This is a genomic window from Brucella sp. LJL56 (assembly GCF_054871705.1).
This window is the reverse complement of sequence record NZ_JBTXLQ010000001.1, coordinates 543,497-568,900: the sequence shown is the minus strand read 5'-3', so window position 1 is coordinate 568,900 and position 25,404 is coordinate 543,497. Positions and strand designations below refer to the sequence as shown.

Here is a 25,404-nt window from a genome sequence, read left to right as displayed (position 1 = left end):
ACCCCTTGACCCCCAGTCAAGTGCGCTACCGGGCTGCGCTACGCTCCGAGCCGGGAAAAGCCGTAGAATATAACGTCTTGGCACGCAAGGCCTAATTTCCGGAAACTGACAAATTGCACATGACATTCCGGAGTTGCTGAAAGCTCAGGATCGCGGTGCGAAGAGGATGATGCAAGTGCCGGCGAAAGCCATACATGCGCCGACCACATCCCAACGGTCCGGGCGGGCGCCTTCGGCAAACCAGATCCACAAGATCGACGCGATGATATAGATGCCGCCATAGGCAGCATAAGCACGACCGGCCACGTTGCTTTCAATGAGGGTCAGCAGATAGGCGAACAATGCAAGGCACATCATACCCGGTGCCAACCAGAGTGCTGATTTGTCGAGCTTCAACCATGCCCAGAAGGCGAAGCATCCGGCAATTTCAAAGAGGGCTGCTGCGGCGTATATCACGAATTGCAAGACGCTGCCCTCTTGGTTGGTCTCTGAGTTTGGGTGAAAGCTGATACCTGTATTCCAGCCCTGCACAACCCCAGATGATTCCGAAAAGAAGATAAAAGTGACGCCAGTGATCGGTGTCGATGACGTTGCCGATCAGAACATGACCGAGATAAGTCGCGTAAGCGACCAGGAGATATGGCTGCCACGGGCGATTGCGAAACAAAAGCTTGAAACCGATTCCGAGCGTCAGAAATGTCAGCGTCAAAAAGGCTATGAAACCGATCCAGCCATAGTCGAGAACGGCTTTGAGCCAGATATTGTGCGTATCCTCGCCGAACATAGGCCCAAATTCGAGTGGACCGATGCCAAGCGGATGCTGTGTGGCGAGGATCATTCCAAGCCAATGCCGCGCAAAACGTCCGAGCCTTGCACTGTCATAGCTTTGTTCGAGGCGGGCGCGCTCCCGGAAAAAATCACCAACGCCGGGAATTTGCAGAATAATCAGGATGGCGAGAATAATCGTTACAACGGCGAGCAGGCCGATTGCGATCAGCCGAAGGCGAAAACGATTGTTGTTACTTTGCAGAAAGAGCACGCCGAACAGAATGGCGAAGGAGAGGGGAACCATCGCCCACGCCGCGCGCGAGAATGACACCAGAACCCCAAGCGTGAGCAGGCAGCAGAAAGGCAGGTATACAAGTGCATCGCGCGCACTGCCGCGCATGATGCGGTAAAGTGTCCAGGTCAAGGGTAGTATCAGGAAAGGTCCGTAGACATTGGGATCCTGAAATGCGCCCTGCGCCCGCCCGTAGCGTGTGAAGATTTCGGCGCCGGGAAAGAGACCGAGATAGCCTGCAATGCCGAGCACGGAAGAAAGCACGCCGACAAGAAGATAGGCGTTGAAGATGGTTCTGAGACGCCTGTAATCGCCTTCTATGGCAGCGGCGAAGAACACCGATGTGAAAGCCAGAAAGAGTGAAACGGCGATATAGAGCGGGGCTTTTTTGACGTCCGCCATCTGCATGACCGAAATCATGCCGCCGAAATTGAATACGGCGAAGACGGCCAGCAGCACAAGGCTGGTGCGGGTCAGCCGCAGTCCGAACAGCAATGCCAGCGCGATCAGGCCGACCATATAAAGTTCATAGGGCGCAGGCTCGCTCATCACAAAGCCGAGCAGAAATACGCCGATGCCAATTGCGGTATTGGCAATGAGACGGTTGAGCGCGCGTTTGCGCGCCACATCCACCGGCGGAATCATGGCTGGATGCGGACTGCCGTCAAACCTTTCCGCCACGCTGATCAATAGGCGTTTTCCGTGTTGAGAAGCCGTATCGGTGTCAGGAACAGGATCTTGAGATCAAGCCAGAGCGACCAGTTTTCGATATAGTAGAGATCGAACTCCGTGCGCATACGAATCTTGTTTTCATTGTCTATTTCGCCGCGCCAGCCATTGATCTGTGCCCAGCCGGTGACGCCGGGCTTTACGCGGTGACGTGCGAAATAGCCGTCGACCACCTCATTGTAGAGCACGTTATGCGAATGGGCTGCGACTGCATGCGGACGCGGGCCGACGAGCGACAGGGAGCCTGCAAGGACGTTGAAGAACTGTGGCAGCTCATCGATGGAAGCTTTGCGAATGAAGCGCCCGACACGCGTTACGCGAGGATCGTCCTTGGTGACAGCCTGTTTGGCAGTCGGGTCGCACATTTCAGTATACATCGACCGGAACTTCCAGACATTGATGACTTCATTGTTGAAGCCATGTCGCTTCTGCTTGAAGATCACCGGGCCTTTGCTGTCCAGCTTGATGGCGATCGCCGTGCCCAGCATGATCGGCGACAGAAGAACGATGCCCAGAACGCTGAAGACGACGTCGAAGACACGTTTGGCGACGGAATCCCAGTCGTTGATCGGCTTGTCGAAAATATCCAGCATCGGCACCGCGCCGACATAGGAGTAGGAACGTGGGCGGAATCGCAGGTGATTGTTGAGCGCTGACAGACGAATGTCCACCGGAAGAACCCATAGCTTCTTCAGCAGAGCCAGCACACGCGCCTCGGCGCTGATCGGCAGAGACACGATCAGCATATCGATGTGAGCGATGCGCGCGAACTCAATCAATTCGTTGATGTTGCCGAGTTTTGGGTAACCCGCGACAATGGGCGGCGAACGCTTGTCGTCGCGGTCGTCAAAGATTCCGCAGATGCGAATATCATTGTCGGGCTGCTGTTCCAGCGAACGGATGAGCGTTTCTGCATTGGGGCCGCCGCCGACGATGACGGCGCGACGCTCCATGGTACCATTGCGTGCCCAGCGTTTGATTTTCCAGGCGATGAAAATGCGCGAGAGCAACAGCAATGCGCAAGCGCTGAGCGCCCAATAAAGAAACCAGCCGCGTGAGAAATCGGAAGACGCCTTCATCAGGAACCCGGCAATGGCAAGGGTGCCGAGCACAGCAGCCCAACTGATGAAAAGCCGCCGCAGATAGCGGCCGGGACTGCGCAAAACGTTGATTTGGTAGCCGTCGTTGATTTCCATCAGCAGGACGAAAAGCGCGCCGCCGACGACCATGATAAGCGGATAATAGAAGATAAGGTGCGTGCGGATGCCGACATAAAGCAGGAAGCTTACAATGCCCGAGAAAAAGACCAGCCCGAACTCCACCATGCGCATGACGCCGCTCAACATCAGCGGCGAAAACGTGTCGCGCTGATATTGCTCGGCCATCTGGCGGGCCAGTGGACTGAGTTTCACCGGGCCTCGTGGCTTGGAGTCTTGTCCGGAATCCTGTTTGCCGCTGGCTTCCATGGCTTTGCGGCCAAATGGAGAAAGCCCATTATTATCTCGCACAACATTGCCCCTGATCGTAAAATGACAGCGTAGTAATTAGACCGAGAGTCCTAAGCAGAATATAAACGCAGCATGACAAGCTTTTGACTTAGGTAAACACTCAATTAAACATCTGGCGAATACCCGGTAAACACCCGGCTGAAAGTCGTTACTGTTAGTGACGGCTAATATAATATGGTTTCTGCCTATACTGTTACAGCATTGGCGACGGGAACCGATATGCGCCAGTTGTCGCAAGGCAAACCGACACGAGGCTTGCCTTGTCTGACTATATTGCCTAGGACGACGATATGAAACCGTTGGAAGATAAAGCTGCAAGCGGCATTTCGCCGTTGGACTGTTCGGCACATATTGCCGCCAACAAACCGGCCCTCTTTCCGCTCCTGATCGGCACCAGATCGGACGATGTCATGAGGTTGCTGCGCGCCTGACGCACAGCGACCCAAAAATCCTGATGAGAGCAATTCAAGCTGCGACCCTGCAAGGTCGCATTAACTGTTTGTTTTAATGCACTTTAACCGAACTGGTTTCGGCCGCTTCGCAGGGTGCTTTAGGGTTGATCATGACTATTTGGGCCGAACTGGCTAGAGCGGGCAATCTTGCCGACGATGAAATTCTGTTGCGAAAACGCGACCATATCTACGAAATTCGCTACAACGGCCTGGAGTTGATGTCCAACGTCAATTTCCAGTCCGAGACGGTACTGGCCGAAAGATCGCTGCGTCTTTACGGTCGGCAGGTGTCGCATATGCTTATCGGTGGGCTTGGCATGGGCTTCACGCTTCGGGCAGCACTCGATTTGCTCGGATCTGATGCCAGGGTGACGGTTTGCGAGCTTGTCCCGGAAATCGTGGACTGGAACCGGACCCATATCGGTCATCTTGCCGACCATCCGTTGAATGATCCGCGTGTCGATGTTCGGATTGCCGACGTTATGGATGTTCTTCGCGCAGAGCCGGGCCGATACGATACCATATTGATGGATACGGATAACGGGCCGGATTTTACCGTCCGCGCGGCCAATGGAGCCATCTATGAAGATGGCGGTCTGAGGCTGGTGGAAAGAGCGCTCAAGCCGAATGGTATTGCTGCTTTCTGGTCGGCCACCATATCGGACCCGTTTGAAGACAAGCTCGACATGCTGCCCTGGCATTGGCAGCGCGAGGATATTTCGCTCATCGGCGGGCGTGCCGATGCGTTCCACTATATCTATTTTGCGGCGCGAGGCGGATTTCGGTCACAGTTCGACAGGACCATATCCGCATCCGAACCCTTTGCTGCGATGGCAGGTTTGTAGGAGCAGGAGGTGTTCAGTCTTCCGGTACTGTCCGATCCGGATGCGCCTCGAAGTAAATGGTTTCGATCGAGTGCGCCATGGATGGAAGGCTGAAACGCTCATGCAGCCGGATCACATCGGGCATTGCGGCGTGAAATGTTATGAGATCATCCGCTGCGCCCAGCATCTTGTTCTCCAGCGCCTCGACCTCGGGTTCCACCAATGCCGGGGAACGAGGTCCGAACACTTCAGGAATGCCGCCGACATTGCTGGCGATGACCGGCTTTCCGGCTGCGAGCGCTTCCAGCACGATATAGGGAAATGCTTCGGCGCGCGACGGAACCACCATTATCCGTCCCAAACCGAAAGCTTCTCGTGCCGCCATTCCGGGCAAAAAGCGGATTTGCCCGGAAACGCCAAGTTCGTCAGCGAGAGCAATGAAATCGGGCTTTTCCGCACCGTCTCCCACCATGGTCGCGGTGAAATTGCGCTGATGCTGTTCGCGCAAGCGGGCAAGGGCACGGATCACGAGGTCCGGTCCCTTTAACTCACGCATCGTGCCGACGAAGAGAAAGTCACTGGCACCGGGCGCGTCTGCCACCGATACAAATTCTTCTTCCGCCAGACCGTTATATACGACGGCATGGAGGCCATGGGGCCGCCCTACCTTTTCTTCATAGATACGCTTTTCGAAGTTGGAAACGAACATCACCGCGTCGGTCATCGGAGCCAGCATTCTCTCGACCAGAAAGACGGCGCCACCACGGCGCGTCTTCCGGTCGAAATGCAGGCTACCGCCATGCGGTGAATAGATACGGGCTACGCGAGACCTAAATACCCGTAAGACTGAGCCGAACAACCGCGCATAGACCCCGCCTTTGGCGCCATGTCCGTGCAATATGTCCGGCCGCAATTTCTTGATGATGCGGTATGCTTTGAGTGCGGCCGCTGCGTCGCCCAGTCCGACGTGGCGCTGCATGGCGATGCGATGAAGGCCGAGCGCGAGCTTTGGCCGTAATTCTTCCAGAAATGCATCTTCACGCGGGCCGCCGGTCGTTGCATCGCAGACGATGCCAACCGCGTGGCCTTTTTCCGCCTGCAGGCCCACGAGATCGCGAACGTGGCGGAAGAGTCCACCGGTCGGTTCGCGGAAACAGTGGACGATGCGCAGTGGGGAGACATTCGTGTCATCAGCCATCAATCGCCATCAGAACAGACGTTCGCGTACATAGATCGTGTCGCCCGGCAGGATAGGATCGGAAATCAGCACCCGACCGGTCAGCACCTTGCCGTTGAACTGGCGCGTGATGTCCACATTCTCCTGATTGGCGCGGGGACTGTAACCGCCAGCGGCAGCAATGGCCTTCTGTGCGGTCATGCCCGGAACATAGGAATATTGACCAGCGGCGCCAACTTCACCCATCACGAAGATCGGGCGGTAGCGGTCGATTTCCGCGCTGACGTCAGGATCGCGCAGATAACCGCCGCGCAGTTTGGACGCGATGAGTCCTTCAAGCTGCTTGGACGTCTTGCCGCGTGCCGGAATGCTGCCGACGAGCGGGAAAGCGATATAGCCAGCCTGATCGACGCTATAGGTGTTTGTAAGACTCGGCTGTTCGAAAACGGTAATGCGCACGCGATCACCGGCATCCAGCATGTAAGGCTGGTTCAGCGCCTCGTGGAAAGCAGGTGGGGCAGGGCGATAGCTGGAACAGGCGGAAAGCGTCATGGCGGCAAGGCCGAGTGCCACGAGCAAAGCGTGGCCTTTGCGCTTGTTGTGAATTGTCTTCGCCGTCATCATCCGCCTCGGTTCTTCCGAAAAGCAATATTTCTTACGAACGCAATCGACGCGGTACGGACAGCGCGATTACGAATATCGGTTGCAAGCGTTATCGATTGATTAGGGTTAATGGCTGGTAAAGAAGACAGGGTTCGGCGCAAAATCTTTATGCCTCGCTGACAATTGGGAACTTATCCTGCTTAACCCTCTGGTTACCTTGTTCCTTTACCTTCCAGTAAAGCGCATCCCGAGAAGTGCGACGCGGTTTTCGGGCAAGATGCGCTGTGAAAAGAAACATGCAGAGCGCCGATCTGATGTAATCAGATCGAAAAGCGCTCCAGATTCGGGGGTGCATTACCCCACGCGGGCGAGAGCGATCACGTGCGCAAGCGCACTCGCGAAGTCCATGGAGAATGGGGAATGGCAGAAGTCGATCCGTTATCAAGGGACGCAGATATCGATATCGGCGCGCTGTTCTCCAGCCTGCGCCGCCACTGGCTGTTCATTGTGGTTGGCGCACTTTTCATGGCGGCATTGGCATGGGCCATCTGCCTTCTTCTGACGCCGGATTATCGTGCCGAAGCCCGCATCATGATCGAGGCTCGCGAATCCATCTATACCCGTCCCAATGGCGAAACAGCAGCCGAGCGACCCGTCTTCGACGCCGAGGGCGTGAAGAGTCAGGTCGAGGTGTTCTCCTCCGGTGATCTTCTCAAGAAAGTTTCCGACGAACTCAAGCTGACCAGCAACGAAGCCTTCACGACGACGGAAGTGAAGCCGTGGACTCGTGTTCTCATCTTGCTCGGCATGCGCACCGATCCTGCACGGCTGACCCCGGAGGAGCGCGTTCTACAGAAGCTTCGCAAGAACATGCAGGTTTTTGCCGTTACCGCTTCACGCGTCATTGTGGTGCAATATAATTCGGCAAATCCTGAAACGGCCAAAAACGTCGCCAATGCGCTGGCCAACCAGTATATCCTGTTTCAACAGGCCGCGAAGCTGGAATCGAACGACGATGCTACCGGCTGGCTCGCGCCCGAGATTGACGACCTGCGCAACCGCGTCCGCGATGCGGAAAAGAAGGTTGCGGATTATCGTGCTTCGCGCGGGCTCCTGACCGGCCAGAGCAACAGCACGATAGCGACACAGCAGCTCTCTGAGGTCTCAACCGAACTGACGCGGGTTCGCACCAGCCGCGCTTCGGCAGAAGCAAAGGCGGAAAGCATTCGAAAAGCACTCGCCTCTGGCGCGCCCATCGACACGCTGCCGGACGTGATTGCTTCCGGCATGATGCAGCGGCTTGCTGAAAGGCGCATCCAGCTCAATGCCCAGATTGCCGATCTTTCAACGACACTTCTGGACGGCCATCCGCGTATAAAGGCACTGCGTTCGCAGCTTGCCGATCTCGACCAGCAGATCAGGATCGAAGGCCGCAAGCTTGTTGCAAGCCTCGACAACGAAGTCTCTACGGCAAAGCTGCGCGAAGACGAACTCAATCGTGAACTCAACCGCGTGAAAGCACAGGCGGCGCAGGCGGGCGATCAGGAAGTTGAATTGCGCGCATTGGAGCGCGAGGCGACAGCACAGCGCCAGCTTCTGGAAACCTACCTGACACGTTATCGCGAAGCTGCATCGCGCACCGACCGCAATTATGTGCCGGTTGACGCTCGGGTATTTTCTTCTGCCGAAGCCCCGGCAGTTCCCTATTATCCGATGATATTGCCGATTGTCGGCGCGACCTTCACCGCCGGTCTGCTCTTGCTGTCAATTTTCGTTCTCCTGCGTGAATTGTTCAGCGGGCGTGCTTTCGTGACCGCGGATGGCCAAAGAGTTGCCGCCGTCGAGGAAATCGAAATGCCGGTTATTGCTGCTGCCGCTGAAGCTGGTGCCGTGCCGCCGTCCAGAGGCGAAGGCAGAGACGCTGTTTTAGAGGAAACAATTGCGGCGCCGCGCCGTTCATGGACTATGCCGTTTGCGGCGAAGCCGCCGGTTTCCGAAACAAGGAAATCCGTGGAGGAGTTTCCCGTGATAAAGCAAGGTGAGACCAAGCAAAGTGAGATCAGGCAGCGCGAGACGAAATCACGCAATCCAAATGGTGTGGAAGCTGTTGCCGATCTGCTGTCCGGCGGAAAGCCGAAACGTATCGTGGTCGTCTCTCCCGAGGGCGATAAAGCATCGGCAGGCACGGTACGTCTGCTGCGTGAATTCGCCGACCGTGGCAAACGCGCAATTCTCGTGGATATGACCGCACAGGGAACTGTCGGGCTTGCCATGCTGGACGGTACACATTTGCCCGGTATTACCGAGCTTCTGTCCGGCAAGCGCCGCTTCAACGAGGTCATCCACAGTGACCGGTTCTCGCAGGCTCACGTCGTTCCGCTGGGCGAGGCCGATCCTGAAACCGCCATGCGTTCTGCTGATCGTCTGCCGCTCATTCTGGATGCGCTGGAAACGGTCTATGATTTTGTCGTTGTGGAATGTGGTCCGTCATCTTCGGAACAAATCCGACGCATTGCCGACGGACTTGCTTCCGTGGTGATGAGTATCGTCGATCCGGACGATAAGGGCGTTGCGCTGGCCGCTCTCGATCTCGATCAGGGGGGGTATGAAGACGTCGTCATTCTGATGGACGAAACCGCCTGATTGTCGAATCTGATTCCAGAACAGTGCTTTAGGTAGCATTCCTGAATCAGATTGCTAACACTCTCTACCTTTTTGCGAACCTGCTGCGCAGTGTCTTGGCCAGGCTCCACAGACGCGGATTGCGCTTGAGGCTTCCGGCAATCGCATTGCGGCTTGATTGCAGTGTCGTGAAAAGCCTGCCCTTGGCGGAAAGCGGCACCAGCGTGTCATAGATCGTGCGCTCGATATCGCACCATTCGCGTTTGTATGGCTCATCCCCAATACCGAAACTGTAGATCGAATGGCCTTCGTCGCAACTGCGGCTTATATCCTCGAAGAAGAGAAATTCCCCTGGACTTGCCGCCATCAGTTCGTCTTCTGCGATGGCAGCGAACTCGACGGTAGGGCCAGTATCGCTGAACAGTTTTCCGATGATCGAGCGCACAGTGCCGCCAACTTCGAGAAAGCGCAGTTCATTCAGATTCTGACCTTTTGCCAGTCCTTCACCGAAGAAAGCTTTGAAGAAACTGCGTACATTTTCATCGGCAAAAGGATCACGGATTCCCATCTTCCGGAAGCGCTGTGCCTTCATCGCAAAATAGAGATCGAGAATCGTGTCGGATTCCGCGCGAGTTTGCGGCCCGGTAACTCTCCAGCCACCGCTTTCCTCGTAACGGCGACTGTGCTGACGATGCTTTTTCAGCTTTCGCTTGCGGTTGGCGCGGTCAAGCACAGCATCGAAGCCACCGTCGAGCGAGGCAGCAAGAACCGGATTTGGATTGGGCGCTTTTGCGAGAGCAAGCAGCGGATTGACTGCGCCTTGCAGTTCGGAAAGCTGACGTGTCAGTGACAGTGCGTCGATATCAGGCCTTGCTTTGCGGATCGCCTCGATCAGTTGTCGGACTACCTCGCGTCCGAGGATGCCGCCATATTCCTTTCGCAGCCATGGGAAATTGCAATTGGCGTGGCTTCCGCCGGGAAAGCGCGCAATTTTCGCGCCGTTCTGGCTGATGACTTCTAGCGGCAGAAGCAGGATTGGACCATCGCCGTCAAAAAGCCCCACGACAAAACTGTCAGCATTGACGATTGCGCGCCAGTTATTGATCCACGCAAATGATTGCGGCGCGCCGTGAACAGCTACGATATCGTTCCAGAGACGTCTGATCTCGCTGAAATCTGTCAGAATGCGCGCTGCAACTTCGCCCGCCATCGTCCGCAGCATCCTCAAGTGAGCGCATCCCGAAAAGTGTGAAACGGTTTTCGGAAAGATGCGCGTAAAACAAATGATTAGAGCGCTGATCTGCTTCAGTCAGATCGAAACGCGCTCTAAATTAGTGTTGTTTCTTGCGCGGTGGCTGTGCCATCCACCAGATGATGCCCATGGCTGGCAGAACCCAGAGAATGCCGGTCACGAAGAAATAAAGGAGATGCACCCAGGCACTTGATTCAGCAAGATGCGCCACGGCGATGATGGTCGCGAACACCGCATAGATGATGACCAGTGAAACCAGCAAAAAAGTGCCGATCAGTTTCTTCAGCCGAACGGGCATAATGCATCTCTCCTTTTCCCGGCTCATCACTAGCGCGTGAGAAGGGACAGTGAAAGGGCAAAAACGCGGCGGCATGTCGCGTGACATGAACTTGTAACTCACAGGTCGATGCTGCATGTATCCTTCGGCTCATTATCGAAGGGTGTATGGCATGACGGCATCAACGGCGCAGCGTGTAGGGCAGGGGTCCAGATCATCGAAAGAGGATCGAGACCGTCGCCTTGTGCGATACTGGCTTTATGCGGTGTTCGTCGTGCTGATTGCTATCGTCATGGTTGGCGGGGCCACCCGTATGACCGGATCGGGCCTCTCCATCACCGAATGGAAGCCCATTCACGGCGTCATTCCGCCGCTCAACCACGCCGAATGGGTGGAAGAGTTCGACAAGTATCGCCAGATTCCGCAATACCAGCAGATCAACAAGGGCATGTCTCTTGAAGAATTCCAGTATATTTTCTGGTGGGAATGGGCGCATCGCCTGCTGGCGCGCTTTGTCGGATTTCTGGTTGCTGTCCCGCTCGCCTTCTTCTGGATGACCGGGCGTCTCGGGGGCGGTCTTAAGTACCGTATGCTGGGCTTGCTCGCGCTCGGCGGCTTGCAGGGCGCTATCGGCTGGTGGATGGTCGCTTCCGGCCTGAGTGAGCTTACCAGCGTCAGCCAGTACCGTCTGGCGATCCATCTGACGACAGCCTGTATCATCATAACGGCAGTGTTCTATATTGCGCGCGGGCTTGTCACCTATAGCGAACGACCGGCGGAAAGGCCGATCCAGCGCTTTGCCGGATGGGTCGTGTTCGCAGTTCTGGTGCAGATTTATCTGGGCGGTCTGGTGGCCGGGCTTCACGCCGGTCTGACCTATAATACATGGCCGCTGATGGATGGTGCTATCATCCCGTCAGATCTGTTCATCCAGTCGCCATGGTGGCGCAACCTGTTTGAAAACCCGAAAACTGTACAGTTCGTGCACCGCATGTTCGCCTATACGGTTCTGGTTCTGGCGGCCCTGCATTCGCTGCAGGTTTGGAAACAGGCGCCCGGCACCACCCATGCGCGCCGCACCGTTGTTCTGGTTGGCCTGGTTCTGGTGCAGGCCGTTATCGGCATTGCGACGCTTTTGATGAGCGTTCCGCTGCATCTGGGTCTGACGCATCAGTTCTTTGCGCTGATCGTGCTGGCCTTCGCGGTCGCGCACTGGCGCGCAACAAAGGGCGCTTACGCGGTATAAGCCGTTTGGCGCAAGTGTCTGAGCGCGGACGCGATCTTCAGTTCCCGCGCTTCGTCCGTATCGTTGCCGTCTTCACGATGCCATGCGGCTGACAGGCAGCCATAAGCGAAGGCATAATCCAGAATATAGGCCGGTTCGTGCCCGATGACCGGTGCGAAATGCTCGGCCATGTGCCGGGCACGTTCAAGGTCGAGACATAGATCGTCCCGATCGAGCGGATTGTAGAAGATATTGGCTGCATCGAAGGCTGCGTCGCCGACCAGCCCGTGCGGGTCGATGGCGAGCCAGCCTCGTGGTCCCTTGATGATGTTCTCATGGTGAATGTCACCATGCAGCGGAATGGCCTTGTGCGGCGTCGCCAGCAGACGCTTTGCAACAGACGCGCCTTCCGCATAGATGGGGCTTTCATGCGCTACTGCGAAGAGACCGGAAAAGTGCTTCTCCAGAGGTTGCAGGTCAGCCGGTATCGGGGCAGGAGAGGGCGTATGCAGCGCGTTCAGAACCTCGCCGAACATCTGTAGACATTCGGCGTCCTTGCCGCGTTTCAGGTGCTCATCGAGATGATAGTCGCCCGCATATTCGAGCAGCATCGATGTGCCCTTGAGGCCGTATAATCGTGCCGCACCATGGCCATCCTGCCAATCCAGATAATGCGCGCCGCGCAGTTCGTCCATTCCGGCTGGTTTCAACTGCTTGACGACAAAAATCTCGTCCGGATGGTCGCTGCGTTCGACCTTCCAGACGAGGCTTGAATGTGTATCTGCCAGGGGCTCAGATGAACCGATATTCCATTCTATGGGAAACATCGGCTTCGTCGTCATCAGGCTTTGCCGAGCATGAGGTTCATGTTCTGGACTGCCGCGCCCGATGCACCCTTGCCGAGATTATCGAGTAGCGCCACCAGATTGACCTCGCCTTCGCCTTCGGTGCCGAAGACAAAAAGCTTCATGCCGTCCTTGCCAGCAAGCTCTTCCGCATCGACACGCGGAAGCTTTGCGCTTTCTTCAAGCGGCACGACTTCGACGATGTCCTGACCGGCGTAATGCTCTGTCAGTGCGGCATGAATCGCGGCAAGTGATGGCGTTCCCTTCAGTTCGCTCAGGAACAGGGGAACCTGCACGATCATGCCCTGCGGGAAGCGTCCAACGCTGGGCGAGAAGATCGGGCGGCGATCCAGACGGCCATGCAATTGCAGTTCCGGCACGTGCTTATGCCTGAGTGGCAGGCCGTAGAGGAAATTATTCGCAGCAAGATGCTCCGGATGGTTCTTGTCTTCCATTTGCGCAATCATCTGCTTGCCGCCGCCCGTATAGCCGGAGACGGCATTGACGCTCACCGGATAGTCGGCAGGCAGTAGGCCCGCATCGCGGAGCGGACGGACAAGCGCAATCGCGCCGGTCGGGTAGCAACCCGGATTGGCAACAAGGCGTGCCTCTGCAATCCGTTCACGCTGGCCCCTAGCCAGTTCCGCAAAGCCATAGGCCCAGTCAGAATGCACGCGATGCGCGGTCGAGGTATCGATGATGCGGGTCGAGTTATGACCTTCGAGCAGGGAAACCGCTTCCTTGGAAGCATCATCCGGCAGGCACAGGATCGCAATATCGGCAGAGCGCAGATAGTCGGCGCGCAAATCCTTGTTGCGCCGCTCGGCTTCCGGAATGGAGATCACTTCAAGATCGTCGCGTTCGGCCAGACGGGTGCGGATCTGCAAGCCGGTGGTGCCGTGTTCGCCATCAATGAAGATTTTCGGTTTCATGCGTTTTGCCTTTGAATTCAGAAAGTTACGACAATATTCGGAATCAGTTCTCGAGGCGCTTGAATCAATCTATGAACAAGCGCTGCGCTTCATCGTCGTTCTTTCCGTTCGGCCAGAAGGCCCAAATAGTACATTGCGATCGTCGCTCCCGCGATTGCTGTTATATCGGCATGGTCATAGGCCGGTGCAACCTCGACCACATCGGCGCCCACAAAGTCAAGGGCCGTCAGCTTGCGCAGGACAGACAGCATCTTTGCCGAAGACGGGCCACCCGCGACCGGCGTGCCGGTTCCCGGCGCAAAGGCCGGATCGAGACAGTCGATATCGAAGGTCAGATAGGTCTTCCGGCCATTGGTGCGCTTCAGGATTTCATCGGCAATCGCCGCCGCTGACATATCCTCGACCTCATGGCCATAAATGATCCTGATGCCGCAATCTTCCGGCGCGTGCGTGCGGATGCCGATCTGGATCGAATGGTCGGGATCGATAATGCCGTCGCGCACCGCGCGGGCCACGAAAGAGCCGTGATCGATCCGCTTGCCGTCGTCGAACCACGTATCCTGATGCGCATCGAACTGCACCAGCGCCAGCGGACCATACTTGGCGGCATGGGCCTTGAGCAGCGGCCATGTGATGAAATGATCGCCGCCGAGTGTCAGCAGGAATGCATCGGATTTCAGGATTTTCGCCGCTTCGCGCTCGATAGTGGCTGGGGTCTTATAGTGATTGCCATAGTCGAGCAGGCAGTCGCCATAGTCGATGACGGCGAGATTCTCGAAAAGGTCGCGTTGAAACGGATATTGCGGATCATTGTCGAAGATCGCCGACGCCCGCCGGATCGCCTGCGGGCCGAAGCGCGCACCGGGCCGATTGGATACGGCGGCATCGAAGGGAATACCCCAGACGACGGCTTCCGCGCCCTTCAGCGACTTCGTGTACATGCGCCGCATGAATGACAACACACCCGCATGGGTGGGATCGGTTGCTGCCCCGGTCAGGCTGCGGGCGGTGATCGCGTGGTCGATGGTCTTTGAAGACATGGCGGTTATCCGGATGATAGTGTGGCTTCTATAGCGCTTTCACTCGCTCTTGGCATCAAATCCGTAAGCGCGTTCCACACGGGCAATGCGCACGCGATAGGCTTCGTACCATTTTTGGCGACCAAGCTTCTGCGCCACCAGATGATCGACGTCGCGCTTCCATGCGCGGATGCTTTCCTCATCAGCCCAGAAAGAATTGGTGATGCCGAAGCCTTCCGCGTCGCGGGCACTTTCAATGCCGAGATAGCCCGGCTGTTTGGCCGCGAGTTCTCCCATTAGAACCGCCATGTCGCCGTAGCCATCATCCTCGCCCGCAATACGCTGCGAAGCGAAGGTGACGATCAGATAGGGAGGCTCCGGTGTGGCGGCAAAACGACTGGACGACATTCGACTGGTTCCGTGCTGGCTTGAGTCTCCTTTTACATAACAAAAAAGCGGACCCGAAGGCCCGCTTTTCTGTAAGCTCTGAAGCGACAGATATTAGCGCTTGGAGAACTGGCCCTAAGCGCGTTAGCGCTTGGAGAACTGGAACGAACGGCGAGCCTTGGCCTTACCGTACTTCTTACGTTCGACGACGCGGCTGTCGCGGGTCAGGAAGCCACCCTTCTTGAGAACCGTGCGCAGGCCCGGTTCGTAGTAGGTGAGGGCCTTGGAGATGCCGTGACGAACAGCACCGGCCTGACCGGAGAGACCGCCACCGGCAACGGTGGCAACGATGTCGAACTGGCCGGCACGATTCGAAGCGATGATCGGCTGCTGCAGGATCATCTGCAGAACCGGACGCGCGAAATACTGTGCGAATTCCTTGTCGTTGACGATGATCTTGCCGGAACCCGGCTTGACCCAAACGCGTGCAACGGCGTCCTTACGCTTGCCGGTGGCATAAGCGCGGCCCTGTGCGTCCAGCTTCTGGACGTGAACCGGAGCGGCAGCTTCGGTCTTGGCAACGGTGCCGAGTTCTTCGAGCGAGTTGAGCTGCTCAGCCATGATTATGCATTCCCTTTGTTCTTGCGGTTCAGCGCTGCGACGTCGAGGACTTCCGGCTGCTGAGCTTCATGCTGATGGTTCGAGCCTGCATAAACGCGCAGGTTCTTCATCTGGCGACGGCCGAGCGGACCACGCGGGATCATACGCTCAATAGCCTTCTCGAGAACGCGTTCCGGGAAACGGCCTTCGAGAATCTGGCGAGCAGTGCGCTCCTTGATGCCACCCGGATGGCCGGTGTGCCAGTAATAAACCTTGTCGGTGTATTTCTTGCCGGTCAGAACAACCTTGTCGGCATTGATGATGATGACATTGTCGCCATCGTCAACGTGCGGGGTGAAGGTTGCTTTGTGCTTGCCACGCAGGCGGTTGGCGACGAGCGATGCGAGACGGCCGACGACGAGACCTTCGGCGTCGATCAGCACCCACTTCTTCACCACTTCAGCCGGCTTCTGAGAAAAAGTTGCCATTGAAGTCTTCCTTGACTTAATCCCCGATCTTGAAATCAGGGCTTTTTTTGTTGCTTGTGTTGGATCGTGTCCAACCCGAACGAGCGGGCAAAAGATCACTTCTGCTCGCGTCTGGCGGGTCGATACACAATGGCGGCGTGGCCGTCAAGTCCTATATTCAGAGCTTTGTTTTAAAAGGCAAGTAAAATCAAAAGGTTATTGCATTGGTATTATAGTACCGTATATTTTAACGCTTTTATCTCGGTGGAATCGAATAGGTTGCCGTTGCATGGGCAACCAGTTCGCCGCTCGCACCGTCAGTCAGACTGATATCGAGTACGGCAAGGCGCTTGCCGAGTTTCAGGAGGCGCGCAACAGCCTCGACTGTACCGGGGGAGGGCTTGCGCAGAAAGTTGATATTGAGGTTCGTTGTCACCGCCAGCGCCACCGGACCGATATGGGCCAATATGGCTGCATAGGCCGTCACATCGGCGAGCGCGAAAAGCGAGGGGCCGGAAACGGTGCCGCCAGGACGCAGATGTTGTTCATCGGCGTGAAGCCGCATGGATGCCGAACCGTCGTCGATTGCCGTGATCTCGAAAGCGTGTCCGAGTTGCGGAAACTCGTGCTTCATGAAGGCACGCAGGTCTTCGATATTCATGACAGGGCTCAACGAATGGTTTGTCATCGGATCGACATTCCGGTCCTGTGCGGTATTGATATTCATGCGTTCCTCCCAAGTTTATTCATCAATAAAGCATAATCCGACCGGAGTGAAACGAGGATCGATAAGATTATGCTTCACTTAAAAGAACTTAGAGCGCCTGCTTTGATGCAAGCGTTGGCTCAAGCGATTGAGGAGAACAAAGATGAAAAACCCTATCGACGAGCAGATTCGTGAGATTCTTCTTTCTGTCAAAACAATTGCGCTTCTCGGTGCATCGCCAAAACCAGAGCGCCCGAGCAATGGCGTGATGGTGTTCCTGCTTTCCAAGGGATATCGCGTGATTCCTGTCAATCCGGGGCAGGCGGGAAAGGAGATCCACGGTCAGCGTGTCGTGGCGCATCTGGCAGATATCGAAGAACCGGTGGATATGGTGGATGTCTTTCGCGAACCTTATTCGCTACCGGGGATCGTGGATGAGGTTCTCGCAATGAAGCATCGCCCGAAGGTCTTGTGGACGCAGCTTGGTGTCGTGCACGAAGAGGCTGGAAACAGGGCCAGAGAAGCAGGCGTCACCGTCGTCATGGACCGCTGCCCGGCTATCGAATATCCACGTCTGGTCGCTGAATAAGAGCTTTCGGATTTAATTTCTGCGATTCCTGCATTTGGCGGAAAATCCTCCTTTGCTTTCCTGACGGCAACGCCTAACGTCCGGACCTGATTGGGGTTTAGGACACAGGAGGAAATGATGTCAAAACGCTCTCCCGGGATTGAAACGCTCGCTGTTCACGCTGGGGCAAAGCCCGATCCGACGACAGGTGCGCGTGCAACACCGATCTATCAGACGACTTCGTTTGTGTTCGATGATGCCGACCACGCGGCATCCCTGTTCGGCCTGCAGGCGTTCGGCAATATCTATACGCGCATCACAAATCCGACGACCGCTGTTCTGGAAGAGCGCATTGCCGCACTCGAAGGTGGTACGGCGGCGGTCGCGACTGCATCCGGCCATGCCGCGCAGCTTCTTGTTTTCCATACGCTGCTTCAACCGGGCGATAATTTCGTTGCCGCACGCCAGCTTTATGGCGGATCGATCAACCAGTTTGGTCAGTCTTTCAAATCCTTCGGCTGGCAGGTGCGCTGGGCCGACGCCACCAACCCGACCGATTTCGCAAAGCAGATCGATAGCAAGACGCGCGCCATCTTCATCGAAAGCTTCGCCAATCCGGGCGGTATCGTGGTAGATATCGAAGCCATTGCCGAAATCGCGCACAGAAACGGCCTGCCGCTGATCGTCGACAATACGCTAGCATCACCTTATCTGGTGCGTCCGATCGAACATGGTGCAGATATCGTCGTGCATTCACTGACCAAGTTTATCGGCGGTCACGGCAATTCCATGGGCGGTATTCTGGTCGATGGCGGTACTTTTGACTGGGCAAAATCCGGAAATTATCCGCTTTTGACCGAACCGCGCCCGGATTATGCGGGTCTGGAACTGCACAAGACCTTCGGCAATATTTCCTTTGCCATCGCTGCCCGTGTGCTGGGGCTTCGTGACTTCGGCCCTGCCATTTCACCGTTCAATGCCTTCCAGATATTGACCGGGGCGGAAACCTTGCCGCTGCGCATGCAGCGCCACAGCGACAATGCGCTGAAGGTCGCATCCTGGCTGCACGGCCATGAAAAAGTGTCATGGGTGAATTATGCGGGGTTGCCGCATGATAAATTTCACGCGCTCCAGCAAAAATATGCGCCAAAGGGTGCAGGCTCTGTTTTCACCTTCGGTCTCAAGAGTGGTTATGAAGCTGGCGTCAAGTTTGTGGATAGCCTCGAAATGTTTTCGCTGCTGGCCAATATTGGCGACACCCGTTCGTTGGTGATCCATCCGGCATCGACGACGCATCGCCAGCTCAGCGACGAGCAGAAGGTGGCGGCGGGTGCGGGCCCTGATGTCGTGCGGCTGTCTATCGGCATCGAGGATGCAGATGATATCATCGCCGACATCGAGCAGGCGCTGGCAAAGGTCTGATTTATGAGCCGGTTTCTCGATTTCGACCTGACCGGCATTGAACCGGAGGAAGGCGCACCGTCACCGGAGCGCCTTCTTTCAGGTGCTCCAAAATTCCGCACGTGGAATCTGGAAGAAAATCCCGAGGGCACGCTTTTTGCAGGCATTTGGGAGAGCACGCCCGGAAAATGGCGCATCGAATATGACGAATGGGAATTCTGCCACATCCTGTCCGGGCGGTCCGTCGTCAGCGAAGAAGGCGGCGAAGCCCGCGAAGTGGTTGCCGGTGACAGTTTCGTCATCCGTCCGGGCTTCAAGGGAAGCTGGGACGTCATCGAGACCACCCGCAAGGAATATGTCATCAAGCTCTGACATCAGTTCGTTCTATGCAAAAACACCCGCCGGATTTCGGCGGGTGTTTTGTTTTAGTTATGCGGACCGCGCTTGATGGGCTGGATAACCGGCAGATTGCCCGGATTTGGACGGCCTGCATTGCCTGATGGCGGGCGGTCCGGCCGAGGCGGACGTGGGCGATCCGGCCTGTTGGTGTCGGGACGGCGCGGGCGATCCCGGTCGCGATAACGATAGTGATCCCGGTCACGATAATAGCGCGAATCTCTGTAATAACGCGGGTAGCGCGGATAGTTCCGATAGTAACCGCCGCTATTATAGACGACGCCGGTACCGACATAGCCGCCACGAACATAATATGGATCGTAATAGCCCGAGCCATAATATCCCTCGGAAACACAACCGCTGAGCGTCAAACCGGCAGCGCCGATGCCGAGCGCCAGTAAAATGGATTTCAATGACATGTTCGCTACTCCCGAAAGGCCGGGGTCGGCGCTGGAATACGCAACAACCACGCGGCGAACCACTATTTAGAGGGATTATGCGCGTTTCTGTCGAGCACCCATAATCAATAAAGATTGCAGAACGTTAGCTTGGTTAGCTGAGTTCGTACCTCCACGCCGAGGCCATCAAATCTCGATATTATGCGTCTAGCATATCTAGTAAACGCATTGAGGTTTCGAAAGTTGCCTCTGGTGAGGGCGGAAGGGCTCTACAAAGTAAAACCGCCCCGAAGGGCGGTTGCATTCCTATTCGTGGGGACCTTGTTACTCGGCTGAAGTGCTGCCAGCGTTTTCTACGGAGGTCGCGATGTCTGTGAACTTCTGGCTGATTGTTGTGCCGAGCGTCGTTGCCCCGGTGATGATGACGACAGCGACGAGGCCGGCGATCAGCGCGTATTCGATAGCGGTTGCGCCGGATTCATCCTTACGGAAACGTGCGAAAAACTTGGTCATGTGTTGCTCCTGAGATCATTCTTGGTTGTTTGGTGGTCTCTGTGACCTGGGAGCAAACTACGCGGCAATTATGTGCACCCTCTTAAGTTGCATGGTAAACGGAAAATGAGCATCGCATATGATTAATAAATTACTGAATTTAAAACAAAAATAGCAGATAGAGATTCCTTATTGTATTAGCTTTAACTTACATAAAGCGCGACTTCTTCAACCTGCCTTTTCTCTCAAGCTGGTTGCACCAGATTGGCCATCAGGCGGAATGCGCCGGGAACGAGCTTGTCGAGCTGATGATGCAGGGTAAGGCTCGTATGCGTATGACGACCCTTGCCGATCTTGCCGGAAACAAGAGAGCCGTAAAGCGGCTGCTCTCCATCATCATGCATGGAAAGCAGCGGTTGATAGGCATCATCCCATGCGGAGGCGAAGTAAAGCCCGCGTTCCTTGTGCCAGTCGTTCCAATCGCGCTCGCTGATCATATTGGGACTGACAAGCAGGGGATGCTCAGGCTCAAGAACCGTAACTGCCGCATGCGGGTTCGTAACGCGCCAGCGCAATGACGGAGAGCCGATGGTCAGTTTTCGCGGTGGTGTCCTGTCTGGATGCCAGCCATCTGATGGTCGGTGATAGAGCGTCACCAGATGTCCGCCATCATGGACAAAGCGGTGCAGTTTGGTCGTCGCTGCTGCCAGGTCATTGCGCAAGCCAAAGGCAAATATGCCGACCACGATTGTGGGGAATTGCGAAAGATCACCGGCAAGATGATGCGGTTCGATGTCGGTGACATCAAGCCCCATGCGTTTCAGCCACAGGCCGACATTGTCGGCGCCACTACCGATATAGCCGATGCGTGCGTCGGGCAGCTTCACGTCGAGGGTTAGCACAGGCAGAATGGCAGGCTCGCGCCAGACGGTTTTGCCGATATGCGAATAGCTGGCGGCGTGTGTTTGCCAGGCCGGAGTTCTATCAACCAATGCCTGCAGGCAGGTCAGTCCGGGTGCCGGATCGGAAGGTGGATACAAGACGGTGCTCAGCCCGTTTACACCGACTTCCCAGCCGTTCTGCGATGCGAAGGTGATCTGTTTTGCCGGGCCATTGGCCTGAAGCTGGATCGGCAATGGGTCGTGTTCGCCCGATATGATGACGGCTGGCGGGTCGATCTGCAACGAGACAGGCGGCACAATGGCGAGCGGCTCCTCAAGATCGAAGCTGCGTTCTGCAAGATGCCCGTCAAACTGCGCTTTCAGCCGGATATAGGCTTGTCCATTGCCACCGAGTGACCGCCATACAGGTTCGAAAAGCGGGGAAGGTGCTGTATCTTTCGCCAGGGAAATGGTCAGGATTTCTCGCTCTGGCGCCTCTTCTTCACAGAAAATCGAACAGGTTTCCGGCAATACGGGTTCTGCCGATACTGCGATTGCCGTCGTTCCGGGTCCGTATTCGACGACAAGGCGCGTCTCGCTGCCCGCCGCCAACACAGGTTCGTCCAGATAAGCGCGCTCAAACAGCGAGGCGGCTTCGATCAGCGCGGCATCGATTTCCCGCAGCTTGCGTTCCAGCCTGTGCCCGTGTTGCAAAAGGAAATCTTCCGGTGCGCTGGCTAGCACAGCTTTCAGGCTTTTCGCAGCCTCGACCAGATTTTTGATAATGGCTTCTCTGTTAGGAAAAGCTGCGATTGCGCCCTCAACAGACAAATGGGCATCAAGAAGCTGCTTTCGGCTTTCAAGCGCCAGTCCGTTGATTTCCGCGAGTGCGGCCAGAGTTTCGGGAAGCCCGTCAAGGATTGTCGTTTCCGAATGGCTGTTCGGCAATTTCAGATGCAATGGCCACTCAACCTTCGGCGCTTCCGGCCAGCGACCCATGCCCTGTGTGGCATGGCAGGCTCGCGACCATTCACCGATCCGGTCGTAATCGGCGCCGGTTGCCGCATCGCGCCCCGCCGCATGAACCGTCAATGTTGTGTCGGGTGGTGGAAGCTCGTCATCATAGGTATCGCCGCCACCCGGCCAGGCAGGGAGATAGAATTTCGCCACCTGCCACGGCATTAGCTCTTCGGCAAAGTGTTGTGGAAAGGCGGTGGGGTCGGCGGCCAGCCGTATCGCCGTTTCCGCCGCCCGCGTCATGGCGCGATGGTGGCCATGCTGGCCGGGAACATCGAGAAAGGTCGGCAGCACGATATCCGGGCGCTCGGTGCGATAGGCGCGGACCAGCCGCTCGACGGTCTTCTCCTCGCCCCAATGGGCGAATGTGCCGTCACCATCCTTGGAGAAGCCGAAATCGTGAACCGAATCGTCAGGACCATGCCCAAGCCAATGCACGTCGCAATCCAGAATGCGGGCTGCTTCCTCCATCTCGCGGCTGCGGATCACGCCAAGCGCGCCGCCACGTTCGGGGCCGAGTGCATTTTGCCCGCCTTCGCCGCGTGTCGAACAGGCAATCACCACCCGCATGCCAAGTCCGAAACGCATATAGGCCAGGAGACCGCTTTGCTCGTCGTCAGGATGCGCACCCGTATGCATCAGCGTGACTGTCGAGCGCAGCCTGCTCAGTGCCCGGTGCAGACGCACAAGGGCCGGAGACGACTTCTGGCGCTCGATGCGCTGGTGGGCGGTGAGCATGGTCAGATTTCCGAATTTGTATCGAGTTTCGGCGTCATGGCCTCGAACATCGGCAGGGAGGCAGCACCCAGAGCAGCGGTGAACTGCCCCGTCTGCCCACGAATGACGCGCGGCAATGCGCGGGCGCGGCGGCTCGCAACCGAAATCGGCAGGCCGCCCATATGCCAGATCAGGTCGTCGATGATCGCATCGGGCACCATGCCGCCCAGAATGATTGTCTCGGGATCGAGAATGTTTTCGATCATGGCAATCATTGGCGCCAGATGGTCGGCGGCTTCCTGCACCCAGCCCATCAGAACCGGGTTGCGATCTTCATGCAGCTTTTCCAGCGCATCGAAATCGGTGTCCTTGACCCCCGCGGCGTGAAGCTTTTCGCGCAAGGTATGAAGGGAGGCATAGGTTTCAAGACAGCCTTTCTGGCCGCAGGCGCAACTGCGTCCATTGGGTGTGATGACGATATGGCCGATTTCACCGGCATTACCGAAAGCGCCGCGAAACGGCGCGCCGTCCTGAATCATGCCAAGCCCGATACCGGCACCGAAATAGATCATGGCGAAATTGGAAATCGCATGTCCCGCACCAAACAGGCGTTCGCCGACGGCGGCGGCGTTGGCGTCGTTTTCGACCAGAACGGATTCGCCGCAGGCTTCACTCAGGACCGCTGCTGCATCGATCCCGGACCAGCCGGGCAGGGTGGTCGGGCCAACCGAACTCATGCCTTCAATGTCGAACGGGCCCGGCATCACGACACCTATGCCAAGCAGGCGCGCGGGAAATGAAGCCTTCACGGCATCGACTTCTTTTCGCAATTGTGCGGAGAGCCTGTCGGGGCTGACATCCTGAATGGGGCGCACATGCTGCATGCGCGGCTTGCCGGACAGATCAAGCACTGTCGTCACCATATGCGTCGAACCCATTTCGACACCGATGGTCATCGCACCGTCGGGATTGACGGCAAACTGGATCGGCGGCTGGCCGCGTCCCGTTTTCAGCCGTCCAAGCTGCATGAGCAGATTCTCTGAAACCAGCTCATCGACGATATTGGCGATGGCCTGTGCGGTCAGATGGGTGAGGCGGGCGATATGCATCCGGCCCAGAGGACCGTGGCGGCGAACGACATCAAGCACCACGCGCCGGTTATGATCGCGGATCCGCTCGGGGTTCTTGCCAAGGGTGACCGCAAGCGACCCGCCCTGTGCGCCAGCAGGCGCGATGAGCGATCCGTCTCCAGAGTGTCCATCTGATTTCGATGTCATGGTCCCTCCTGTCTCCCGTCAAAAGAGATAACGCGAGGCGCTTTTAACAGCAATATATTAATTCAACTAAATTATCTTATTGACAAAATGCCCGCAACGTTGAACCGTAAAGGCAGGGTGGTGAAGACCGTCCGGCCTCATGACGGGGAAGTGGGTTTCCGCATGGGTGAAAATGGGCGCCGCGCACGATCTGCGCGGCATGTGGTGGAATATGCGGATTGTGCGAGGCACTGCCGCAGCCGTGCCTGGCGACCGCATTCGAACCGGTGGGCGGGGCATTAGGGAGGTTTAAATGCGTAAGCTGTTATTGGCAGGTCTGGTTGCAGGGCTCAGCACCTTTGCGATCAATGCCGCTCAGGCTGTCGAAATCGAATATTGGCAATATGTCTTCGAGACACGCGTCAAGGCGATGGACAAGCTGATCGAGAATTTCGAGAAGGCCAATCCGGACATCAAGGTCAAGCAGGTCACGTTCCCTTACGACGACTATCAGACGCGCGTGATCGCAGCGAAAATGGCGGGCAAGAGCCCGGACGTGATGCAGCTTTTCTATGGCTGGCTCGACAAGTTCGTGGCTGGCGGCATTCTGCAGCCATTGCCGCAGGACACGTTCCCGCATGACAAGATCGAGAGCGAGTTCTTCCCGATCGTTTCGGCGATGAAGCGCGGCGATGAATATTACGGTCTGCCGACCGCTGTGCGTTCGCTGGCCCTGTTCTACAACAAGAAGCTGTTCACCGACGCTGGCCTCGATCCGAACAATCCGCCAAAGACGCTGGATGAAATGGTCGAAGCCGCCAAGAAGACGACGAAGCGCGACGCTTCCGGCAATCTTCTGGCCGAAGGCATCACGCTCGATATGCCGGGACAGGACCAGCATTGGTGGCGTGAGGTTCTGGTGCGCCAGTTCGGCGGTCAGCCCTATACCGACAATGACCGCAAGGTCGCCTATAACGACGCTGCCGGTGAAAAGGCGCTTGCCTTCTATACCGGTCTCCAGACCGAACATAAGGTCGGCGAAGTCAAGTTCATGGATGAAGGCCAGGCTGCTTTCCGCGCTGGCATGGCCGCCATGACCATCGACGGCACCTTCCGCCTCGGTTCGTTCCGCACCATCAAGGACTTCGAATGGGGCGTGACAGAGCTGCCCGCCAATGCGGAAGGCGTGCGCTCCAACTATGCGAGCTACTTCGCCAACGGCATCAGCGCCAAGGCAAGCGGCGAGAAACTCGAAGCCGCCAAGAAGTTCCTGAACTACATCTCCTCGCCGGAAGCCATGGAAATCTGGCTGAAGGATGTGGGTGAACTGCCTGCGCGCCGTTCGGCAGCCCTGACGGAAGCGAACCTTGCCGATCCGATCTATGGCCCGTTCCTCAAAGGTCTGGAATATGCGCACACGACCATGTTCGTGGATGAGCTGAAGCAGCGCCAGATCGCTGTCGATATGGCCAACCGCGTCATTCTCGAAAAGCAGCCGGTCAAGGAATCTCTCGACCAGGCGGCCAAGGCCGAGCAGGATGTGCTCGACGCGGCCAAGTAACAGGCTTGAAATGCGGCGGGGCAGGGCCTCGC

26 protein-coding genes are annotated in these 25,404 nt (G+C 56.8%); 8 read left to right on the top strand and 18 right to left on the bottom strand.

All coding sequences use genetic code 11. The features are described 5' to 3' along the window. Positions 1 to 144 precede the first annotated feature (144 nt). Genes ACYSN1_RS02785 through ACYSN1_RS02775 form a run of 3 tightly spaced genes read right to left on the bottom strand, consistent with a single transcriptional unit; the run spans position 145 to position 3,255 of the window. Positions 145 to 465, bottom strand: coding sequence for a YnfA family protein (locus tag ACYSN1_RS02785; protein ID WP_461724309.1), 321 nt, complete (start codon positions 463 to 465; stop codon positions 145 to 147). Further along, the gene (locus tag ACYSN1_RS02780) at positions 428 to 1,750 is read right to left on the bottom strand and encodes an O-antigen ligase family protein (RefSeq protein WP_461724308.1); all 1,323 of its coding nucleotides are present in this window, start codon (positions 1,748 to 1,750) and stop codon (positions 428 to 430) included. The genes ACYSN1_RS02785 and ACYSN1_RS02780 overlap by 38 nt, the downstream gene beginning before the upstream one ends. Further along, positions 1,747 to 3,255, bottom strand: coding sequence for an undecaprenyl-phosphate glucose phosphotransferase (locus ACYSN1_RS02775; RefSeq protein WP_461725257.1), 1,509 nt, complete (start codon positions 3,253 to 3,255; stop codon positions 1,747 to 1,749). The genes ACYSN1_RS02780 and ACYSN1_RS02775 overlap by 4 nt, the downstream gene beginning before the upstream one ends. A gap of 332 nt (positions 3,256 to 3,587) precedes the next feature. Here ACYSN1_RS02775 and ACYSN1_RS02770 point away from each other — a divergent pair, with 332 nt between their 5' ends. Continuing rightward, positions 3,588 to 3,728, top strand: coding sequence for a hypothetical protein (locus ACYSN1_RS02770; protein WP_461724307.1), 141 nt, complete (start codon positions 3,588 to 3,590; stop codon positions 3,726 to 3,728). Between the two features lie 131 nt (positions 3,729 to 3,859). Further along, the gene (locus ACYSN1_RS02765; protein ID WP_461724306.1) at positions 3,860 to 4,594 is read left to right on the top strand and encodes a spermidine synthase; all 735 of its coding nucleotides are present in this window, start codon (positions 3,860 to 3,862) and stop codon (positions 4,592 to 4,594) included. Between the two features lie 13 nt (positions 4,595 to 4,607). On the opposite strand, the gene ACYSN1_RS02760 is transcribed toward ACYSN1_RS02765, so the two are convergent. Together ACYSN1_RS02760 and ACYSN1_RS02755 are read right to left on the bottom strand one after the other, a co-directional pair. Further along, on the bottom strand, positions 4,608 to 5,771 hold the full coding sequence (locus ACYSN1_RS02760; protein WP_461724305.1) for a glycosyltransferase family 4 protein: 1,164 nt from the start codon (positions 5,769 to 5,771) through the stop codon (positions 4,608 to 4,610). 9 nt (positions 5,772 to 5,780) lie between these two features. Beyond that, on the bottom strand, positions 5,781 to 6,371 hold the full coding sequence (locus ACYSN1_RS02755) for a polysaccharide biosynthesis/export family protein (protein ID WP_461724304.1): 591 nt from the start codon (positions 6,369 to 6,371) through the stop codon (positions 5,781 to 5,783). A 402-nt stretch (positions 6,372 to 6,773) separates the two neighbouring features. On the opposite strand from ACYSN1_RS02755, the gene ACYSN1_RS02750 reads away from it, so the two are divergent. Beyond that, positions 6,774 to 8,996: a GumC family protein gene (locus ACYSN1_RS02750; protein WP_461724303.1), complete on the top strand. Its 2,223-nt coding sequence runs from the start codon at positions 6,774 to 6,776 to the stop codon at positions 8,994 to 8,996. A gap of 64 nt (positions 8,997 to 9,060) precedes the next feature. Here ACYSN1_RS02750 and ACYSN1_RS02745 read toward each other — a convergent pair whose 3' ends face one another. Together ACYSN1_RS02745 and ACYSN1_RS02740 are read right to left on the bottom strand one after the other, a co-directional pair. Next, positions 9,061 to 10,185: a GNAT family N-acetyltransferase gene (locus ACYSN1_RS02745; protein WP_461724302.1), complete on the bottom strand. Its 1,125-nt coding sequence runs from the start codon at positions 10,183 to 10,185 to the stop codon at positions 9,061 to 9,063. 121 nt (positions 10,186 to 10,306) lie between these two features. Then, a complete protein-coding gene (locus ACYSN1_RS02740; protein WP_010661115.1) occupies positions 10,307 to 10,525 on the bottom strand; it encodes a DUF2842 domain-containing protein in 219 nt (72 codons plus the stop codon). Positions 10,526 to 10,676: 151 nt separating this feature from the next. Between ACYSN1_RS02740 and ACYSN1_RS02735 the strand changes: the two genes are divergently transcribed. Further along, positions 10,677 to 11,750 carry a COX15/CtaA family protein gene (locus ACYSN1_RS02735; protein WP_461724301.1) on the top strand — a complete coding sequence of 358 codons (1,074 nt, stop codon included), beginning with the start codon at positions 10,677 to 10,679 and terminating at the stop codon, positions 11,748 to 11,750. On the opposite strand, the gene ACYSN1_RS02730 is transcribed toward ACYSN1_RS02735, so the two are convergent. The 7 genes from ACYSN1_RS02730 to ACYSN1_RS02700 all read right to left on the bottom strand — a co-directional run bounded on the left by ACYSN1_RS02730 (position 11,738) and on the right by ACYSN1_RS02700 (position 16,706). Further along, positions 11,738 to 12,571: an aminoglycoside phosphotransferase family protein gene (locus ACYSN1_RS02730; protein ID WP_461724300.1), complete on the bottom strand. Its 834-nt coding sequence runs from the start codon at positions 12,569 to 12,571 to the stop codon at positions 11,738 to 11,740. The two genes, ACYSN1_RS02735 and ACYSN1_RS02730, sit on opposite strands and share 13 nt — an antisense overlap. After that, entirely contained in the window at positions 12,571 to 13,506 is a 936-nt protein-coding gene (argC, locus tag ACYSN1_RS02725; protein ID WP_461724299.1) for an N-acetyl-gamma-glutamyl-phosphate reductase, read from the bottom strand. Before argC ends, ACYSN1_RS02730 begins: the two co-directional genes overlap by 1 nt. A gap of 89 nt (positions 13,507 to 13,595) precedes the next feature. Then, entirely contained in the window at positions 13,596 to 14,546 is a 951-nt protein-coding gene (speB, locus tag ACYSN1_RS02720) for an agmatinase (RefSeq protein WP_461724298.1), read from the bottom strand. Positions 14,547 to 14,585: 39 nt separating this feature from the next. Continuing rightward, positions 14,586 to 14,933 carry an antibiotic biosynthesis monooxygenase family protein gene (locus tag ACYSN1_RS02715; protein WP_461724297.1) on the bottom strand — a complete coding sequence of 116 codons (348 nt, stop codon included), beginning with the start codon at positions 14,931 to 14,933 and terminating at the stop codon, positions 14,586 to 14,588. 123 nt (positions 14,934 to 15,056) lie between these two features. Continuing rightward, complete coding sequence (gene rpsI / locus ACYSN1_RS02710) at positions 15,057 to 15,533, bottom strand: 30S ribosomal protein S9 (protein WP_140019751.1); 477 nt, start codon at positions 15,531 to 15,533, stop codon at positions 15,057 to 15,059. A gap of 2 nt (positions 15,534 to 15,535) precedes the next feature. Next, positions 15,536 to 16,000, bottom strand: a complete 465-nt coding sequence (rplM, locus tag ACYSN1_RS02705; protein WP_105541520.1) for a 50S ribosomal protein L13 — start codon at positions 15,998 to 16,000, stop codon at positions 15,536 to 15,538. Between the two features lie 235 nt (positions 16,001 to 16,235). After that, positions 16,236 to 16,706, bottom strand: coding sequence for a PaaI family thioesterase (locus tag ACYSN1_RS02700; RefSeq protein ID WP_461724296.1), 471 nt, complete (start codon positions 16,704 to 16,706; stop codon positions 16,236 to 16,238). Positions 16,707 to 16,848: 142 nt separating this feature from the next. Between ACYSN1_RS02700 and ACYSN1_RS02695 the strand changes: the two genes are divergently transcribed. The 3 genes from ACYSN1_RS02695 to ACYSN1_RS02685 all read left to right on the top strand — a co-directional run bounded on the left by ACYSN1_RS02695 (position 16,849) and on the right by ACYSN1_RS02685 (position 19,026). After that, entirely contained in the window at positions 16,849 to 17,274 is a 426-nt protein-coding gene (locus tag ACYSN1_RS02695; protein WP_461724295.1) for a CoA-binding protein, read from the top strand. 117 nt (positions 17,275 to 17,391) lie between these two features. Beyond that, positions 17,392 to 18,675, top strand: coding sequence for an O-acetylhomoserine aminocarboxypropyltransferase (locus ACYSN1_RS02690; protein WP_461724294.1), 1,284 nt, complete (start codon positions 17,392 to 17,394; stop codon positions 18,673 to 18,675). A gap of 3 nt (positions 18,676 to 18,678) precedes the next feature. Beyond that, positions 18,679 to 19,026 (top strand): cupin domain-containing protein, encoded by a 348-nt coding sequence (locus ACYSN1_RS02685; protein WP_140019748.1) that lies wholly within the window; start codon positions 18,679 to 18,681, stop codon positions 19,024 to 19,026. A 53-nt stretch (positions 19,027 to 19,079) separates the two neighbouring features. Here ACYSN1_RS02685 and ACYSN1_RS02680 read toward each other — a convergent pair whose 3' ends face one another. The 4 genes from ACYSN1_RS02680 to ACYSN1_RS02665 all read right to left on the bottom strand — a co-directional run bounded on the left by ACYSN1_RS02680 (position 19,080) and on the right by ACYSN1_RS02665 (position 23,832). Then, positions 19,080 to 19,469 carry a hypothetical protein gene (locus ACYSN1_RS02680; RefSeq protein ID WP_140019747.1) on the bottom strand — a complete coding sequence of 130 codons (390 nt, stop codon included), beginning with the start codon at positions 19,467 to 19,469 and terminating at the stop codon, positions 19,080 to 19,082. Positions 19,470 to 19,772: 303 nt separating this feature from the next. Next, positions 19,773 to 19,961, bottom strand: a complete 189-nt coding sequence (locus tag ACYSN1_RS02675) for a Flp family type IVb pilin (RefSeq protein ID WP_461724293.1) — start codon at positions 19,959 to 19,961, stop codon at positions 19,773 to 19,775. A 224-nt stretch (positions 19,962 to 20,185) separates the two neighbouring features. Next, the gene (locus ACYSN1_RS02670) at positions 20,186 to 22,576 is read right to left on the bottom strand and encodes a PIG-L family deacetylase (RefSeq protein WP_461724292.1); all 2,391 of its coding nucleotides are present in this window, start codon (positions 22,574 to 22,576) and stop codon (positions 20,186 to 20,188) included. Positions 22,577 to 22,578: 2 nt separating this feature from the next. Next, positions 22,579 to 23,832 carry an ROK family protein gene (locus ACYSN1_RS02665; protein ID WP_461724291.1) on the bottom strand — a complete coding sequence of 418 codons (1,254 nt, stop codon included), beginning with the start codon at positions 23,830 to 23,832 and terminating at the stop codon, positions 22,579 to 22,581. Positions 23,833 to 24,124: 292 nt separating this feature from the next. On the opposite strand from ACYSN1_RS02665, the gene ACYSN1_RS02660 reads away from it, so the two are divergent. Next, positions 24,125 to 25,372 carry an extracellular solute-binding protein gene (locus tag ACYSN1_RS02660; RefSeq protein WP_109987570.1) on the top strand — a complete coding sequence of 416 codons (1,248 nt, stop codon included), beginning with the start codon at positions 24,125 to 24,127 and terminating at the stop codon, positions 25,370 to 25,372. Positions 25,373 to 25,404 lie beyond the last annotated feature (32 nt).

Excerpts from the sequence above, each read along its gene's own strand:
- speB (WP_461724298.1), bottom strand. The coding sequence starts at position 14,546 with ATGTCTTCAAAGACCATCGACCACGCGATCACCGCCCGCAGCCTGACC.
- ACYSN1_RS02690 (WP_461724294.1), top strand. The coding sequence starts at position 17,392 with ATGTCAAAACGCTCTCCCGGGATTGAAACGCTCGCTGTTCACGCTGGG.
- ACYSN1_RS02770 (WP_461724307.1), top strand. The coding sequence starts at position 3,588 with ATGAAACCGTTGGAAGATAAAGCTGCAAGCGGCATTTCGCCGTTGGAC.
- ACYSN1_RS02750 (WP_461724303.1), top strand. The coding sequence starts at position 6,774 with ATGGCAGAAGTCGATCCGTTATCAAGGGACGCAGATATCGATATCGGC.
- rpsI (WP_140019751.1), bottom strand. The coding sequence starts at position 15,533 with ATGGCTGAGCAGCTCAACTCGCTCGAAGAACTCGGCACCGTTGCCAAG.
- ACYSN1_RS02755 (WP_461724304.1), bottom strand. The coding sequence starts at position 6,371 with ATGACGGCGAAGACAATTCACAACAAGCGCAAAGGCCACGCTTTGCTC.
- ACYSN1_RS02765 (WP_461724306.1), top strand. The coding sequence starts at position 3,860 with ATGACTATTTGGGCCGAACTGGCTAGAGCGGGCAATCTTGCCGACGAT.
- ACYSN1_RS02745 (WP_461724302.1), bottom strand. The coding sequence starts at position 10,185 with ATGGCGGGCGAAGTTGCAGCGCGCATTCTGACAGATTTCAGCGAGATC.
- ACYSN1_RS02665 (WP_461724291.1), bottom strand. The coding sequence starts at position 23,832 with ATGACATCGAAATCAGATGGACACTCTGGAGACGGATCGCTCATCGCG.
- ACYSN1_RS02685 (WP_140019748.1), top strand. The coding sequence starts at position 18,679 with ATGAGCCGGTTTCTCGATTTCGACCTGACCGGCATTGAACCGGAGGAA.
- ACYSN1_RS02775 (WP_461725257.1), bottom strand. The coding sequence starts at position 3,255 with ATGGAAGCCAGCGGCAAACAGGATTCCGGACAAGACTCCAAGCCACGA.
- ACYSN1_RS02730 (WP_461724300.1), bottom strand. The coding sequence starts at position 12,571 with ATGACGACGAAGCCGATGTTTCCCATAGAATGGAATATCGGTTCATCT.
- rplM (WP_105541520.1), bottom strand. The coding sequence starts at position 16,000 with ATGGCAACTTTTTCTCAGAAGCCGGCTGAAGTGGTGAAGAAGTGGGTG.
- ACYSN1_RS02675 (WP_461724293.1), bottom strand. The coding sequence starts at position 19,961 with ATGACCAAGTTTTTCGCACGTTTCCGTAAGGATGAATCCGGCGCAACC.
- ACYSN1_RS02660 (WP_109987570.1), top strand. The coding sequence starts at position 24,125 with ATGCGTAAGCTGTTATTGGCAGGTCTGGTTGCAGGGCTCAGCACCTTT.
- ACYSN1_RS02715 (WP_461724297.1), bottom strand. The coding sequence starts at position 14,933 with ATGTCGTCCAGTCGTTTTGCCGCCACACCGGAGCCTCCCTATCTGATC.
- ACYSN1_RS02670 (WP_461724292.1), bottom strand. The coding sequence starts at position 22,576 with ATGCTCACCGCCCACCAGCGCATCGAGCGCCAGAAGTCGTCTCCGGCC.
- ACYSN1_RS02695 (WP_461724295.1), top strand. The coding sequence starts at position 16,849 with ATGAAAAACCCTATCGACGAGCAGATTCGTGAGATTCTTCTTTCTGTC.
- argC (WP_461724299.1), bottom strand. The coding sequence starts at position 13,506 with ATGAAACCGAAAATCTTCATTGATGGCGAACACGGCACCACCGGCTTG.
- ACYSN1_RS02740 (WP_010661115.1), bottom strand. The coding sequence starts at position 10,525 with ATGCCCGTTCGGCTGAAGAAACTGATCGGCACTTTTTTGCTGGTTTCA.
- ACYSN1_RS02760 (WP_461724305.1), bottom strand. The coding sequence starts at position 5,771 with ATGGCTGATGACACGAATGTCTCCCCACTGCGCATCGTCCACTGTTTC.
- ACYSN1_RS02700 (WP_461724296.1), bottom strand. The coding sequence starts at position 16,706 with ATGAATATCAATACCGCACAGGACCGGAATGTCGATCCGATGACAAAC.
- ACYSN1_RS02735 (WP_461724301.1), top strand. The coding sequence starts at position 10,677 with ATGACGGCATCAACGGCGCAGCGTGTAGGGCAGGGGTCCAGATCATCG.
- ACYSN1_RS02680 (WP_140019747.1), bottom strand. The coding sequence starts at position 19,469 with ATGTCATTGAAATCCATTTTACTGGCGCTCGGCATCGGCGCTGCCGGT.